10 protein-coding genes are annotated in these 16,108 nt (G+C 44.0%); 8 read left to right on the top strand and 2 right to left on the bottom strand.

Going from position 1 to position 16,108, the window contains the following annotated elements:
- Positions 1–58: 58 nt before the first annotated feature.
- From Q1A41_RS03810 to Q1A41_RS03800, 3 genes are all read left to right on the top strand, one after another.
- Positions 59–1,510, top strand: a complete 1,452-nt coding sequence (locus Q1A41_RS03810) for a rhomboid family intramembrane serine protease (protein ID WP_299974910.1) — start codon at positions 59–61, stop codon at positions 1,508–1,510.
- Positions 1,507–2,889 (top strand): B-box zinc finger protein, encoded by a 1,383-nt coding sequence (locus Q1A41_RS03805; protein ID WP_299974908.1) that lies wholly within the window; start codon positions 1,507–1,509, stop codon positions 2,887–2,889. The genes Q1A41_RS03810 and Q1A41_RS03805 overlap by 4 nt, the downstream gene beginning before the upstream one ends.
- 152 nt (positions 2,890–3,041) lie before the next feature.
- Positions 3,042–5,006, top strand: a complete 1,965-nt coding sequence (locus tag Q1A41_RS03800) for a pitrilysin family protein (RefSeq protein WP_299974906.1) — start codon at positions 3,042–3,044, stop codon at positions 5,004–5,006.
- A 71-nt stretch (positions 5,007–5,077) separates the two neighbouring features.
- On the opposite strand, the gene pgi is transcribed toward Q1A41_RS03800, so the two are convergent.
- A complete protein-coding gene (gene pgi / locus Q1A41_RS03795) occupies positions 5,078–6,703 on the bottom strand; it encodes a glucose-6-phosphate isomerase (RefSeq protein WP_299974904.1) in 1,626 nt (541 codons plus the stop codon).
- A 308-nt stretch (positions 6,704–7,011) separates the two neighbouring features.
- Here pgi and Q1A41_RS03790 point away from each other — a divergent pair, with 308 nt between their 5' ends.
- Both Q1A41_RS03790 and nagB read left to right on the top strand, forming a co-directional pair.
- Positions 7,012–7,791: a GntR family transcriptional regulator gene (locus Q1A41_RS03790; protein ID WP_299974902.1), complete on the top strand. Its 780-nt coding sequence runs from the start codon at positions 7,012–7,014 to the stop codon at positions 7,789–7,791.
- A gap of 67 nt (positions 7,792–7,858) precedes the next feature.
- Entirely contained in the window at positions 7,859–8,635 is a 777-nt protein-coding gene (nagB, locus tag Q1A41_RS03785) for a glucosamine-6-phosphate deaminase (protein ID WP_299974900.1), read from the top strand.
- Here nagB and Q1A41_RS03780 read toward each other — a convergent pair.
- On the bottom strand, positions 8,632–9,516 hold the full coding sequence (locus Q1A41_RS03780; protein WP_299974898.1) for an AraC family transcriptional regulator: 885 nt from the start codon (positions 9,514–9,516) through the stop codon (positions 8,632–8,634). The two genes, nagB and Q1A41_RS03780, sit on opposite strands and share 4 nt — an antisense overlap.
- Positions 9,517–9,989: 473 nt before the next feature.
- On the opposite strand from Q1A41_RS03780, the gene Q1A41_RS03775 reads away from it, so the two are divergent.
- The 3 genes from Q1A41_RS03775 (at position 9,990) to Q1A41_RS03765 (ending at position 16,012) form a co-directional block, all read left to right on the top strand.
- Positions 9,990–12,575 carry a TonB-dependent receptor gene (locus tag Q1A41_RS03775; protein WP_299974895.1) on the top strand — a complete coding sequence of 862 codons (2,586 nt, stop codon included), beginning with the start codon at positions 9,990–9,992 and terminating at the stop codon, positions 12,573–12,575.
- A gap of 225 nt (positions 12,576–12,800) precedes the next feature.
- On the top strand, positions 12,801–14,666 hold the full coding sequence (locus Q1A41_RS03770; protein WP_299974892.1) for a glycoside hydrolase family 9 protein: 1,866 nt from the start codon (positions 12,801–12,803) through the stop codon (positions 14,664–14,666).
- Positions 14,667–14,731: 65 nt separating this feature from the next.
- Positions 14,732–16,012: an MFS transporter gene (locus tag Q1A41_RS03765; protein ID WP_299974889.1), complete on the top strand. Its 1,281-nt coding sequence runs from the start codon at positions 14,732–14,734 to the stop codon at positions 16,010–16,012.
- Positions 16,013–16,108 lie beyond the last annotated feature (96 nt).

Here is a 16,108-nt window from a genome sequence, read left to right as displayed (position 1 = left end):
CTCAAGCAATGACTTGTTAAGCTAGCGCTTTTACCCTAATTCCATGTGCTAAAGCGCTATGATCATCATACCTACAGAGAAACGCATTGATTGGCGTCGCCCTCCCGTCGCTGTTATCGCACTTATTTTGATCAACATTGCCATCTTTGCTTTTTATCAAAGTAGTGACTTCAGCAAGTACCAACGCGCGATTGAGATCTATGAGCAGCACGAATTTGCTGATTTTGAAGCCGAAGCTTATCTCAATTACCGAAAACAAAATGGCATTTTGCAAGGCAACCCAGAGCTCTATGAAGAGCTAGTAAAGAGCTTCGAAAGCGATCCTAGCTCTATTAGTCAAAATATTTTATTTGATCGTGACTTTCTAGCCTATCTAAAAAAGCAGCAAAATCACTGGATACCTAAAGAGAAACGCAGTGATTGGGCGCAAGTAAGACCCAATATCGAAAAGAATATAGCAGCGATAAGCAGTATAAAACTCGGGCTAATCCCACAACATGGCAGTTTGATTACCCTGTTTAGCCACCAATTTCTACACGGTGATATTTTTCACCTTTTAGGTAATATGCTGTTTTTGTTTATCTGTGGTTTTGCTGTTGAAGCGGCGCTTGGTTCGCTGCGTTTTCTAGTGCTGTACATAGCCAGCGGCCTTGGTGCAGGATTGCTGTACAGTGGTATCGAGCTGGCGTCCAGCCGTGGTGGTGTTCCACTCGTGGGGGCTTCAGGCGCTATATCTGGCGTTATGGCCATGTATTTAATGCTGTTCAAGCTACGTAAGATCGAGTTTTTTTACTGGTTATTTATATTTATCGGCTATTTTCGAGCAGCCGCACTTTATATTTTGCCATTGTATATCGCCAAAGAAGTCGTTTTGTATTTCAGCTCCGAAGATAGCCAAGTCGCCTATATGGCGCATACCGGTGGCTTTTTAACTGGTGCGGCCTTACTGGCTCTCCTGCAATGGCTTCAGCCAGAGAGTGTCGACGAAGAATTTATTGAAGAGGATCAAGGGGTCGATCCACGCCGTGAAAGCCTTCAAAATATTCTTCAGAAAATAGAACTGGTGCAATTTAAATCGGCGCAATTACTATTAGATCAACATCAGCAAGCGTTTGGCCACTGTGCAGAATCCGATTTTATTGCCATAAATTTGCTGGCTTTAAAAAAAGATAGCCAATGGATTAAGGCAAACATCCAATACCTACAACGCAGCAACCGTGATCGGGAGCTATTGGCTCGCCAGCTTATTTTGTGGCAACGCTTACCTCCCGAAGGGCGTGAAAAAATTGATCATTTTACTCGCTGCCAATTCGCGCTGCGCCTATTAGACGGCGAGAAACAAGAGGCTGCCGAAGCTATTGCTATCGAACTTTTTAAAACTGATAGCAAAGAAGCCATGCTGCCTAAGTTATTAGGTCAGTTGGCGGTTTTCTATAAGCAGCTTGAAAACCCAGCAAAAGCCCAGCAATTCGAACAAGCCTTAGAATTACAATTGCAAAAAAGCCTATGAGTTATTGTCGTTACCACCCAACAGAAGCCGCGAGTTATTATTGCGAAAGCTGCCACTATCATGCCTGTAAACACTGCAGCAATGACAGCGATAGCTTTGATGAGCAATCGGCGCAGTGCTTTCTATGTAAACGCGAGTTGAGCTCTTTGGGTGCAAGCTTAACTGCGGAGCCGTTTTGGCGACGTATTGGTAAGGCTTTTCGATATGCCCTCGGTAAAGAAGCCCTTACCGCACTCATTATTACAGCCCTTATTGCGCTGCTTGGTATTTATATTCCATTGGTAAATCTCATTGCCCTAGCGTTTTTATACAAATATTGCTTTTTCTGCTTGGAACAAACTGCCCATGGAAACATGAAGGCGCCGGATGTAGCTAAAGCAAGCAGCGGTGGCTTGCAAATCCTATTGCAGATCATTGGCCTACTGATATTGTCGATTGGAAGCACGATCATAATTTCAGCATTTCTAGGTGTGACCTTAGCTGTCCTATGGATGATTTTTATGGCAGCTGCCCTACCTGCCGCCTTTATGATTCTATCGATTAATAAAGATTTCAGCCAAGCGATCAACCCACAGCGTCAACTTGAAGTGATGGCTGCAATCGGCCCCTCGTATTTTCTGCTGCTTATGCTGCTGTTTATTATGATGAGCTCTGTTGGCCTTCTTCACTGGCTAATTGGCGAGCAGTTTTCGACCTTGGGGCAATTAAGCTCTACCTTCGTATCCAACTATTACTCAGTCGTGATGTTTCACTTAATGGGCTATGTGGTTTTTCAGTATCAAGACAAGCTCGGCATTGTCGCCCAACAACAAGATGAGAATAAAAACAAACGCAGTGATAAACAGAAGCTCGATGCCAAGCTAGGCATGTTGTTAAAAGATGGCGATTATCAAGCAGCGGTGCAACTCATGCGCAATCAGCTTGCACGCTCTCCTATTGATGGAGAAAATGCCGAACGCCTGTTGAACCTCTTGATAGAGCTGGAAGATAAGGAAACCCTGGCGAAGGTATCTGAGGATTACTTTGCACAACTGTTTATCACCGAGCAACATTACAAGATTGGCAGTCGCTTTAAACAGTTAAAGGTACTTATTCCCGACTACCGCCCACAAAAAATGGGGCTGCGTTTGCAGCTCGCGCAACATATGGATAACAGCGGCGATTTTAAACAAGCTGCCCTATTGCTGAAAAACTTCCACAAAGAATCCCAGGATAAAAGGCTTGTTGTAGAAGCCTATGAGCTTATGGTGAATTGCTTGAACAAATTGCCTAACGGGGCGCAACAAGCACAGCCCTATCAGCACTATGTGGCCAATATAAAAAAGGAATTGGAAGCCTTAGAGCAATCTAAACCCGCCAGTTTGCGCAGCCGGAACTGAACACATTTTAAACAATTAACCGAGCCTCATGTCACTCTAGCACTTTAGTGCTAGAGCTTTTGTCGCCTAAATTTGCAACCATAAAAACTATTACATCAGCACTGCAACAGGCGGCGCTAATACACATGGAATCGAGAAGGTCTTTAAAAGGAATGCGTTTAAGCTACCCACTTATCACTGCGATAATCTTCTGCTTGGCCTTGCTTGTCAGTGAACAGGCAAAAACCCAGCCTTCAATATCTGCAGAACACGCAGATTCACCAGGCCCCTTCGCTGATATCGAAAGCTGGCGTTACCCAAATGGTCTGCAGGTGTATTTCAAGGCCATGCCGAAAACAGAGGTAGTTACCTTTCGAATGACCATACCGGTGGGCGGCTGGCAAGACCCAGATAAACGCACGGGACTAGCGCATTTCACCGAGCACATGCTGTTCACTGGCTCTAAAGGATACAGTAAAGCCGAATTTAAAAAGCTCATTGATGACAAGGGTGGCCAAAACAACGCTTCCACGTCGACTAGACGCACCGATTATTGGCTAGAGCTGCCTGATAAGGAATGGGAATTTGGCCTCGATTGGTTCTCGCAGCTATTGTTCAACCACCAATTTAAAAGCAAACATGTCGATGAAGAGCGGCGTGCGGTCATACTCGAGCGCGATTTAAAACCCGAGACGCCATTAGACCTATTAAACAAATGGTTCATCTCTCCAGACTGGATCAAAACACAAGACCAGTGGACCCAAGTGTTAGGCTTACAGATCCCCTACCGAAGCCTTATTGGTAGCTGGGACGATGTTAACGCAATACAGGCAGACGATATTCAAGCATTTTATGATCGTTATTACGGCCCTCAAAATATGACCATCATGCTGGCTGGTAACTTTCCACGTGATAAAGTAAAAGCACTTATCGAACAAAAATTTTCTACCATCGAACCTCATGGCGAATATATACAAACTTTCAAACCAGCCAAGCCCGTGTATCACCACAGAAGGCACTACAATTTTAGTGAACGTCGAGGCCACCTGCACGAATGGCGGCATTATATAACCGATATTGATAAGCAAGACATGCAGTGGCTGTGGTTTTTAAGAGCGTTACTTCACCATGACCTAAACACCGAGCTACGACAAAATAGACAAGCCGCGTACGGTGTAAATGTCAGTTTTAATCTTATTCAAGGCCATGGCCGCTTAATCAGTAATGGGAACTTCGACCCGGAACAAGAGCAAGAGGCGTTTGACTACAGCAATAAAATTTATGAGCAATTGCGTAATGGCACAATGCCACAAGAGCAATTTGAAACTCTGCGCAAAAAACTATTAGATGCGATTGTGCTAGATCACCAATCACCATGGAACATCAGCAACTGGGTGGCTTCCATGTTTTTTGATAAAAATCTAATCGGCGAAGGTTTTCCAGATCTCTACTTATTTGCCAAACAGGCTTCATCCTCTGATTTGGCGCAATGGATGACAGACAATATTAAGGATGAACTCAGCGTCGTTCGAACTCAGCGTCCAAATCCGACGTGGCCCCTGGTAAATGTTGCCTTTTTCGTACTGACGATCATCTTTAGCTTCAGCATGGGAAGACGATTTTTAATCAAACCGTTGAACCTTAAGCAACATTTATACACACGAAAAATTGTCTATGGCCCATTACTTAGCTTACTGGCCTTACTTGCCTTCTTTTGTGCAACACTGTTAATCATCCAGGCGCTCGCTTACAGCTCGCGATTGTTTCAACGATATGTAATTTCAACCATCGATTCCTACTGGGTAGAGAGCGGATGGATACTACTGCTACTCGCGCTAGCAACAATTGTCATCATGAATATTCCCGCCAGAGTTCCTAGGAAGATTATCCTTGCTGAAGATCATTGGCGTATTAAGTGTTTGAGCTATCGCAGCCGATGCTATCAATACGATGACGTCGTCGAGCTAGAAGAACGCTATCTAATTACAACTCTTTTCAGTGCTAAGGCCTTCCCTTGCCGCTTATTACACTGGAATCCATTCAGTAAAGGCTTACTGATCAAGCTTAGGAAAAGTAGTTATTTTATAAAAATGCGCGACCATCAAGAGCTTATTCAACAGTTTAAGCTAAGGCGCTGAACGCTTCAGCCAGCAGAAATTATTAGTTTAACATTTCAAGCGCCCCCGCCCGCGACGGCGGGGGGGTATATCTAGATTGCCGAGCGGTAATCCTCTATTAAATTTCTCGTCGACGGATCTGTTTTCTCTGGGAAATCATGGCCACATAGCGCACTGTATATTTCTGAGCTTAGCTCTTTACCTAATTCCACGCCCCATTGATCAAAGGCATTGATATCCCACAACACACTTTGAACAAAAGTCTTGTGCTCATACAATGCTATCAATGCCCCTAGCCTCTTAGGGGAGAGCTCCTTAAGTAACAGGGTATTGCTGGGGCGACTTCCTGGCATTGCCTTGTGTGGAGCCAAGGATTCTGCGTCCTCTTTATCAAGCCCCTGCTTAATTAGTTCTTCTACAGCTTCCGCTTCGGTCTTACCAGTCATCAATGCCCTACTTTGCGCCAAACAATTGGCAAAAAGCAAAGCATGGTGATTTCTCATTGGGTAAGCGGCTTGCATGCTAATAATAAAGTCAGTAGGAATAAATCGCGTACCCTGGTGCAACAGCTGATGAAAGGAATGCTGCCCATTAGTACCTACATCCCCCCAGATAATTGGAGAGGTATGATATGGCACGCGTTCGCCAAAATTAGTAACCTGCTTACCATTACTCTCCATGTCTAACTGTTGTAGGTATTTGGTAAAGTAAGTTAAGTGGTGGTCGTAAGGCAACACCGCTGTAGAATGAGCATCCCAGAAATTTATATACCACAAAGACAAAGACGCCATAATTACAGGCATGTTTTGCTCGAATGGCGTATCGAGAAAATGTAAATCCATTTCCTCAGCTCCAGCGCGCAGCTCATCAAAAATATCCATCCCCATACACAATGCTATGGGTAGGCCAATTGCTGACCACAGAGAATAGCGGCCGCCAACCCAGTCCCACATCGGAAATATATTACTTTCTTCAATCGAAAAGTTCTTAGCATTTTCTACGTTGGCCGTAACTGCAATAAAATGACGAGCGACATCTGCATCAGCTAAGCTGTTATCAACAAACCACTGCCGCGCCGTATTTGCATTGGTCAGCGTCTCTGTTGTTGTAAAGGTTTTCGAAGCAACGATAAACAGGGTTGATTCTGGGTCTAAATCTTCAAGTACGTGGTGGATCTCCGAAGAGTCGACATTAGAGACAAAGTGGCAACGCAAACTACTGCGCTTATATGGCAACAAGGCCTCATTCACCATCATGGGCCCCAAATGAGAGCCGCCTATACCTATATTCACAACATCTGTTATAAATTTATTGTTACTGCCGCGATAATCACCGGTGTGTACACGGTTAACAAACTCTCCCATTCGACGAAATGTTGTATTAACACGCTTTTGCTGACAGTTTTCACGTCCAGAATCACATCGTAATGAAGTATGCAGCGCTTGGCGGTTTTCCGTGCAATTAACAACCCCGCCTTTCATCAACTGCTTAATCTGTTCACCAAGATTCTTCTCTATGACGAGCTCATAAAGCAAATCCAGCGTTTGCTGGTTAATTAAATTCTTGGAATAGTCTAAGGTCACACCAGCGGCCTCAATACGGAGCTTTTGAGCCCTTGAGGGGTCTGCCTGAAACAGATCCACCAGACTTTTCTTGCTGATATCAGCTTGGTGTTCAGCTAAACGCTGCCAAATTATTGATTTAGAGATCAATGACACAATCTTTGCCCCCGGCAAAACTCACTATAAACCTCGCTATTCACCCAAAAGAGCCGGCATTTTGATAAGTCCAGAATGCCACACGAGAACCTTGCTTTGCTTAAGGTTATCAGCCTTTGCCAAACCATCTAATACCAAGATAAAACCTTTGATAGAATGGTATTATTATATGTATGAATATAATCAATCTGTAAGTTTTTTGGATTGAAATTATAAAGATCTTTCCATAGTAGCAATACCAATTTAAACTTTGGTATTATCCATTAGACAAGCAAACAGTTAGTAATTGTGCAGGCGTAGGACGGAAAATGACTGAACACCTAGTGAGTAGCAACAGCAGTATAAACATCAACAAAAACGCAAATATCCCGCTATATGTACAAATCGCCGATGCCATCAAAGAGGCCATTGAATCAGGGAACATCCAACACAATAGCCCACTACTTCCAGAACGCGCATTTGCCGAGGAGCTTGCTGTTTCACGAGTCACTATGCGCAAAGCGATAGCGGCGCTTGAAGAACAAAAGTACTGTGTTAAACGACCAGGATCCGGAACATTCGCGCTTAACCCGAAACAAGCCGCCAGCTGCTCTAGATTGCCACAATCGATGGCCAAGCTTCGAAGCTTCACTCAAGATATGGAGGAAAAAGGCTTAAATCCCAGCTCCAAACTGATCAGCAGCCAAATTGGATTAGCCAATGCAGAAGAAACCCTTGCCCTAGGTTTAAAACAGCAAGAGGTACATCGCATCAACCGTGTTCGCTTAAGCAATGGCGAGCCCATGTCTTACGATATTTGCGCTATACCCGTACAGATTCTTGGCGACGACACCGAGATCACAGCTTCAGTATATAGCGCCATGCAAGCGGCCGGACACGCTCCAGTAAGGGCAATTCAACGAATAAATGCTTGTGCCTTAGACAACAATATTGCGCAATTACTGCAGGTAGAAAATGGCTCTGTCGCCATGGCCGTGCAACGTATTAGTTACGATCAAAATGATCAAGCTGTCGAATTTACACGCTCGTACTATCTAGCTGAGCGCTTTGATTTCGTGGCTGAGCTGTGGGCCGAAAATAGTAAATAAGTACCTTTGTCATTTTGGTATTGCTTTGGTATGCTCTCGGCAAATCACACAGCCACAGGTAATACCAATGAAAGTAGTTATCTTGAAAACGGAAGATGAAGTCGCACAATACAGTGCGGACTTCATTAGCCATTCTGTTACAACAAATAAAAATGCTGTCCTCGGCTTAGCTACCGGATCAAGCCCTATTGCCTGCTATCAAAAGTTAATCCAAGCGCACCAAAGAGCACAACTTAGCTTCAAACACTGCACTACCTTTAACTTGGATGAATATATCGGGATCTGTCCCGACAACGATCAAAGCTACCGTCAGTTTATGAACGAGCAGCTGTATAAACATATCGATATCCCCTTGCTCAATACCCACATCCCAAACGGCAGTAGCTCAGATTTGGAGCATGAAGCAAAATGCTATGAAGACAAAATAAAAGCTTTCGGGGGAATTGATTTACAACTCTTGGGTATTGGAAGAAACTGCCATATTGGCTTTAATGAACCAGGCTCAAGCTTATCTTCACGCACCCGTGTAAAATCTCTCAGCAACGATACTATCCTAGCAAACAGCCGTTTTTTTAAGCCTGAAGAGTTTCAGCCTAGCTCTGCACTCACTATGGGTATCGGAACTATCCTAGAGGCAAAAAAAATACTACTAATCGCTACAGGAGAGCAAAAAGCCCTCGCTATCAAGCACTGCGTAGAAGGGCCTATAAGTGCCTTTTTTCCGGCCTCAGCGCTACAGCAGCACGCTGATAGCACTATTGTAATTGACGAAGCTGCAGCACAATTACTCAGCAGTCGAGATTACTACATGTTAGAAGAAGACAGACGTAAACAGGCAAGCTAGAGCAAGGTGACGCCCCCTTTGCTTAAGTACTTCTTACGAAAAGCACTAGGGGTTAACGACTTTTCTTGGTAGAACCTTCTATTAAAATTTGAAATATTATTGAAACCACAACGCTCAGAAATATTAGCAATTGGCAAGCTGCTATTCACCAACAAAGAGCAGGCTTTTCCAATCCTGAGCTGGGTTACCAACTCGGTGAATGTTTTTTCCGTCCGTTGCTTGATAAAACGATGAAAGTGATTAGTACTCATATGGGCGAACTCAGCTAATTGGGCCGCCTTTAAGTTTTCAGTATAGTGCTCGAAAATATAATTGATTATTCGCTCAGCTTTACTTGAGGAGCTATCATATCCAGTCCTTAAATCTTGGCCGACACTGGCAATTGTCGAAGCGTTTTTATCCGAGATGAGTAACTCCAATATCTGAAATAGCATGACAAACCTAGACATCGGATCAGCGTCGACCATTTTATAGAACAAATTGGCACACTTAACTGCCGTCGCCCTGGAAAACTCCACCCCCCTTGCCGAGCGCTGCAGTAAATCTCCCAAAGAATCAAGTTCTGGCATGCTGCCAGCAAAATTTTCGAGCCATTGCATTGGCAGCTGCGCCACGAAGGTAAAGTGTTGCTCACCCAATTCATGCAGCAGTTCTTTTGAGTGCCAGGTATGGGGAAGATTAGGCCCTAAAAATACCAGATCGAAGTTATCGTAATTTGAAATATCATCACCAATAAAGCGCTGCCCCCTACTGTTTAAGGTTAAGCATATTTCATACTCGGAGTGATAATGCCAATTAAATGGTATTTCATCTAAACGATAGAGATGAAACCGCCAAGAAGAGTTCGGTGTTGGCAACACCTTTTCGTACATAGCTTTCATTGCGTCACACTAAAACCTAATTTACCCAAAACTAAAACTTCCACCTAATACTTTAGTGCTATATCTAATTTTCTTACTTATTATTCATTGATTTCACTTCACCTTGCGCTTCAATGATAAACAGTTGAAGCTACGATAAACGACCAAACGTTCAAGGCGCAACAATTAAACGACAGATGCATTAACAAAAATAGAGGGTCTTTTAATCTTGACACTTTGCACAATTATTTTTGAGAAATCAGTCACAGCTCCAAGTGCCTTTAATTTTGTAGTGATAACTAGCTTTGCTTTAAAAATAATTTCTTCTTCCTTGGGAAATAAGCACAGCAACAACGAGTGATTTATTTGATTATCAAATTATTTGGCCTTCTTGTATTAAAAGTATCAACACCGGTTGTAATAGTGCCACTTTAAAAATCAGATTTCGGCATTATGAGTTTGCGAATTATAAATAGGGAGCAGTTGGAGAAAGCATGTTTAGCCTTAGAACAATTCCAAAACCAAGATCAATCTTATCGCTGGCTGTCATGGCTGCGAATTTACCATTAGCTGTACAGGCGGTGGCCGAAAACAATAGTGCCTCAACTTTAGAGGAGATTGTTGTTACAGCAACAAAAAGAAAAACCAATCTAATGGATACTCCCCTAGCAGTATCCGCAATGAATCAAGGAGAACTGCAAAGACAGGGTATTAATAGCGCCCGCGATCTTGCTGGCCGATTACCCAACATACAATTGGCTGCCGGTAGTGACTCTGGAACAGCGACCACCATTCGCGGAGTAACATCAACTGACTTTACTGAAGTCGGTGAGAGCGCGGTGTCTTATCATATTGATGGTGCTTACTCACCGAGACCACAAGGCGCTCTTGCACTGATGTACGATTTAGAGCAAGTCGAAGTGCTGCGTGGCCCACAAGGCACCTTGTTTGGCATGAATTCACTCGGCGGTAGCATTAATATTATTCCGGCCAAACCCGTTTTCGGTGAAACATTTGGGCGCATTGAAGGTGAAATTGGTAATTACAACTCGCGCCAAATACGCGGCATGTTAAACCTGCCGATTACAGAAGATCTGGCTGTGCGTACAACGTTCATGTACGACAAACGCGACGGTTTTATGGATCAAGAAATGGATCTTACTGACTTAGCTTCGCCTCACAATGGCATCGAAGCTGACGGTATTCCAGATGTAGATCAGCGCCGTAACCGAGAACTAAGTTCCGCCGACTATTACAACAACTCTGACCAGTGGGGTGCTCGTGCAATTGCAAAATGGACCCCAAGTGACGACTTAAGCATCTTAGCAACCATTGAACACTTCGCAGACAATGGTGCCGGCAATATCTCCCATGTGGACTGTGAGCAGGCAGCGGGAACCGTCAATGCATGTGATCACAGCCTTAGATACGCGAAAATCAATGTGCCAGGTGAGAAAGATCTCGATATCGATGACGCACGGCTTCATATTAACTATGCACTTAGCGACTCCATCGATTTGGACTACCGTGCTAGCTTTCAAGATATGACTCGCGCGCAAATCTCTGACGTTGATGGCGGTGCTCATCCAGCCGCGGCTTGGTCAGATATCGGAGAAGCTCAGACTGAAGCTGCAGCTTTAACCGGTTACTACCCAATTCATGATGAGAGCTGGGAAACCGTTCATAGCCGCTATCGCACTACGGTTCACGAGCTTCAAATCAAATCGTCTGGTGATTCAAACCTACAATATGTAGCCGGATTGTTTTATTTAAACGAAACAAAGAAAATTCGTTATGACATGGAAATGTTAGCGATTAAAACCTATTACCCAAGTGATGACCACCCATTAGGTTTTAATCCGGACGGCCTACCAGACAGCTGGGTATTTGATCAAAATCGTCGTACCACACAATCAAAAGCTGCCTTTGTGCAATTTGATTATCGCATTCAAGATAAACTGAACCTTACGCTTGGAGCACGTCATACGCAAGATCGTAAAACTGATGAAGGCGGCATGACACACGCATTCTGGTGGGGTAATGAAGGGTGGTACGCTGGCCTACACACACCTAGCGGCATTCGCGCTCATCAATCCAACGATTTACAGTTCGGCATGGGCAACACGGCTCCTTTAGGCACAGTCCTACCGGTTTATGGTCCCAATAATGTCGCCCAAGATTGGAGTCAAAATACTTATCGCCTTGGTGCTCAGTATTTCCATGACGATGAGCAAATGCTTTTCGCTTCTGTCGCTACCGGCTATAAAATGGGTGGCATGTATGAAGAGTTCGACACCTGTGCCAACGGCTGTTTAGAATTGCTAAGTTACGACCCAGAATACGTTAAAACCTATGAGCTGGGCTATAAAGGCACTCTATTTGACGAAAAATTACGTTTAAGTGTGACGGCGTTTTTTAGCGACTACACTGACATGCAACATACAGGTGAGAAACAAGTAGGCGTCAACGAAAATCCAGATTCCCCGAATTTTGGTGATCCCGTTAATGCCTGGACGACGGATAACCTACGTGCATCTGAAATTAAGGGCTTAGAAGTTGAGTTCGATACAATCCCGTGGGAAAACGGTCGCGTATCCGGCTTCCTTGCCATGCTCGATTCTCAGATTGTTGGTGAAGGAGACTATTCAGACAGTTACGCCTGTGCCGAACGCACCATATATGGGCAAACCGAGTGTAATGAAGGTTCTTATAGCAGCATTAAAGGCAATGAACTTCCCTTTGCCCCCAGTTTATCCATGACACTGAATTATGAGCACAGCATTGAACTAAGTAACGGCGCCACCCTCAAGCCGTATATCTCAGTTCGCTGGCAAGATGATATGTGGCTAGATATCACCAATTATGATGGTAAGCACTTGTCACAAAAACAAGAAGCCTATACGAAAGTTGATGCGAGCTTACGTTATGAACCTAGTGACGGCCAATACTATATCGAATTGCGCGGCTCCAATCTCACCGATGAAGATACCAAAAACTACTTTGGTTTTAACCGAGGTGTTGTAAAAGGCAGCTATGATGCCCCTCGTCGATACATGCTTCGATTAGGTTACAACTTCTAAGTTAAATACAGCTTCCCTCCTGGAAGACCATAAAACTTGGTGTCCTTTCCAGCGGCTTTGCCGCTGGCTTTTTTTAAATATAACTCTATTTCAGGACAAGAATATTTGCTCTACTGGCTACATAGCTTTAGGCTTAGCTGGATTTCTTATTGCTGTTTCATGGTTTCTGATTGCAGTCAGCACAAGAAGTGACGCAAACTTACTTATGCCTGTCAGGAAATCACTATGAAAAAAATGTTACTAGGCAATTATTTTAGACAGAGCTTGCTTTGTTCTCTATGCCTTATCCTGTGTGCCTGCAAAACAGCTAATCAAAGCAGCGTAAACGAACAGAAAATTCAGATATACGCTAATCAAGTCGCTTATACTAGCAAAAGCAATAAACATATATTGCTATCCATCGATTCTTCACTAGAAGCAAAGTCATACGAAGTTATTCACAATGATATTTCAGTATTGAAATCTAAGTTTCTTGGCCCCACTAAAATTAATGAATGGGTTAAGGATCGACTATTCTATACCATGGATTTAAGCAGTATAGAGAAGCAAGGTGAATATCGAATCATCGCGATGGCGCAAGACGGACAAGAGATCACTTCAACTGAAACTACGATCAGGATTAAAGACGGTATTTATTTTAAAGAAATAATGCCTGCCATCTTGCATTACTTCCGCGAGAATCGTCACACCGATGAAAGAGACAAGAACATTCCGATTTACGGCAGCGATCGTGTTGTCAATGTTTGGGGTGGCTGGAAAGACGCAGGTGGTGATCCAGGCAAATATTTATCTCACCTTAATTACTCGAACTTCCTAACGCCACAACAGGGCGCAATCGTACCATGGTCACTCGCGCGATCTTATCAAACTCTACCTGAGCTTTATAGGAAGCACAAAATTGAAAGAGAGCTACTTGAAGAAGTTCTTTGGGGTGCAGATTACTTACATCGAATTTTAGACCCTAAAGGTTACTTCTATTTAACCGTTTTTGATCAATGGGGAAGCAACCCACAACGTTTTGTCAGCGCTTATGTCGGCCTCGAGGGTAAGCTTACCAAAGATCATCAGGCAGCGTTCCGCGAAGGTGCTGGTATTGCGATAGCCGCCCTAGCCAGAGCGTACACTCTTTCAAAAACCCTAGGCGTTGAACTCAATGTACAAGGCGAGTTTAGCGCTGATCAGTATCTAAATGACGCTGAACGAGCATTCGCACACTTACTGCTAAATAACCTTAAGTACTGCGACAACGGCAAAGAAAATATAATTGATGATTACACGGCCCTAATTGCCGCGACAGAACTTTACCGCGTTACCCAAAAACAACAATATTTTGAGCACATGCAGTTGCGAGTGGATAGCATCAATCGTCGCCTTAGCGCCGAAGGCTGGCTAATTAGCGACAATACAGATCGCCCCTACTACCATGCTGTTGAAGCCGGCATGCCACTCATAGCCCTTTCAGACTATTTATCATTTGCTGAAAATCCGGATCGACGAACAGCCACTTTAAATACTATAAAACGGCAACTTAATTACCAACTGCAATTAAATTTCGAGGTTAACAACCCCTTTAATTATCCTCGTCAAACCTATAAAAGCTACTCAGACATCTATGGTAAAGGCGCATACTCCAAACAACAAAGCGGCTTCTTTATGCCTCATAAAAATGAAACAGGCTATTGGTGGCAAGGAGAAAATGCACGACTAGCCTCTTTAGCCACAGCCGCGCTAGAAGCTGGCCGCCACACACATACATCTGAGTCAGGCAAACTGAAAGCAAGGCTGAGCAGCTTTGCGCAACATCAGCTTGACTGGATACTGGGACGTAACCCCTACAATATCTGCATGCTTTACGGTTTTGGATCAACTAACCCGCCCTATTCTCCAAGCGGCGGAGATATGGTCAAAGGCGGCATATCCAATGGCATTACCGGTTCCAGCAAGCTAGCTAATGGACGTGGTATCGGATGGGCAGAAGGCCCTGAAGATAACAATTGGCGCTGGGTTGAACAATGGCTACAGCATTCTAGCTGGTTTGTTCTAGCTATTACCGCCATGGAGAAAAGCGAAGCCGATTCGCAAATCCAATAAACTCAATTTAACAACTCAGCCGTTAATAGCCAATGATGCGCTGGCAACGGCTGTAGAGGTGTCTCATGAAAACAAATCTCACACAAATCCATCATGATGGTACAGTTAATAACACCGGCCGTAGTCTTAGCTCTGTGCTATTGGTAATGGCCACCTTTCTTAGTATCGCCCTCATTACCAGCATTATGGGGCCTATATTCCCCCAGTTAAAAAGTGATTTTCAGCTAAGCAATACCATTACAGCGTTTTTCCCATTTGCGTTTTTTATTTCCTACGGGGTGATGTCTATCCCGGCTGGGCTGCTCACCGAACTACTCGGTGAAAAAAGAGTAATGTTAATTGCCTTACTTATTGCGGCCCTTGGTAGTTTGCTAGTAGCAACTCTGCCCAGCATGAGTGTGGTTCTGTTTTCCTTATTTTGCATAGGCTCTGCCATGGCTTTACTGCAAGTGGTTATAAACCCCTTACTGAGAGTCTCTGGTGGCGAAGAACACTATGCATTTTACTCTATGCTAGGGCAGTTGGTTTTTGCATGTGGAGGCATGATTGCACCTAAAATATACAGCTATTTAGCCAGCCAAGCTGATTTGGTCCAAAACAGCGAGCAGCTGATCAGCCTTGCGGGCCAGCCAATGTCTTGGATAAGCATGTATCAGTTATTTGTACTTTTGGCTCTGGTTTTAATTCTGGCAGTATCCCTAAATCGCTTTCCTCATGTGGAGCTTAAAGATGACGAGCGTGTCGGTGGTATTGCGCTTTGTATCAGCATGTTTAAGAATAAAACGGTATTGCTGTTTTTCTTTGCCATTATGGCTTACGTTGGTGCCGAAGTTGGCATCACCACCACCATGTCCTTATTCTTACAGGAATACCATCATCTCGACCCAATTACCGAAGGTAGCGCAGCGATTGCTAATTTCTGGCAATTTATGGTTTTAGGCTGCGTAGTGGGCTTATTTTTGATGAAGCTCTTTAATGCCAGATATGTTTTGGCTGTGTTTTGCCTTATTTCACTAGCCAGCTATTGCCTAGCCCTGTGGGGATCAACCCAACAGAGTTTATTGGCTTACAGTGCGATGGGGTTTTTCCTTTCAGTGATGTTTCCAGCGATTATGTCACTAGCGCTTAATTCTCTCGACAAGAATCATGGCTCATTTGCGGGCATTCTATGCTCCGGCATCGCTGGAGGCGCACTCGTTCCGGTTATATGCGGGTCGATAACTGACTTCAGCGAAAGCTATCGGGCGGGGGCATTATTTATTATCGTGCCACTTCTGTATATTTTGTTTGTCAGCATAAAAGCAAAACCGATCATAGAAAATAAGACGCTATTCAGTAAATCTTGATCAGGAAAATCAATTGCTTACCTAGACGATTAAATTTTCCAAAGCTTAATGTACCCCCCAAAAAAAGGCCGCCCTCGAGGCGGCCTTTTCAGTATT

The organism is uncultured Pseudoteredinibacter sp. (assembly GCF_947502065.1).
Taxonomy (GTDB): Bacteria; Pseudomonadota; Gammaproteobacteria; order Pseudomonadales; family Cellvibrionaceae; genus Pseudoteredinibacter.
This window is presented reverse-complemented; position numbering and strand designations above follow the sequence as displayed.

Excerpts from the sequence above, each read along its gene's own strand:
- Q1A41_RS03775 (WP_299974895.1), top strand. The coding sequence starts at position 9,990 with ATGTTTAGCCTTAGAACAATTCCAAAACCAAGATCAATCTTATCGCTG.
- Q1A41_RS03765 (WP_299974889.1), top strand. The coding sequence starts at position 14,732 with ATGAAAACAAATCTCACACAAATCCATCATGATGGTACAGTTAATAAC.
- Q1A41_RS03770 (WP_299974892.1), top strand. The coding sequence starts at position 12,801 with ATGAAAAAAATGTTACTAGGCAATTATTTTAGACAGAGCTTGCTTTGT.
- Q1A41_RS03800 (WP_299974906.1), top strand. The coding sequence starts at position 3,042 with ATGCGTTTAAGCTACCCACTTATCACTGCGATAATCTTCTGCTTGGCC.
- Q1A41_RS03790 (WP_299974902.1), top strand. The coding sequence starts at position 7,012 with ATGACTGAACACCTAGTGAGTAGCAACAGCAGTATAAACATCAACAAA.
- Q1A41_RS03780 (WP_299974898.1), bottom strand. The coding sequence starts at position 9,516 with ATGAAAGCTATGTACGAAAAGGTGTTGCCAACACCGAACTCTTCTTGG.
- nagB (WP_299974900.1), top strand. The coding sequence starts at position 7,859 with ATGAAAGTAGTTATCTTGAAAACGGAAGATGAAGTCGCACAATACAGT.
- Q1A41_RS03810 (WP_299974910.1), top strand. The coding sequence starts at position 59 with ATGATCATCATACCTACAGAGAAACGCATTGATTGGCGTCGCCCTCCC.
- Q1A41_RS03805 (WP_299974908.1), top strand. The coding sequence starts at position 1,507 with ATGAGTTATTGTCGTTACCACCCAACAGAAGCCGCGAGTTATTATTGC.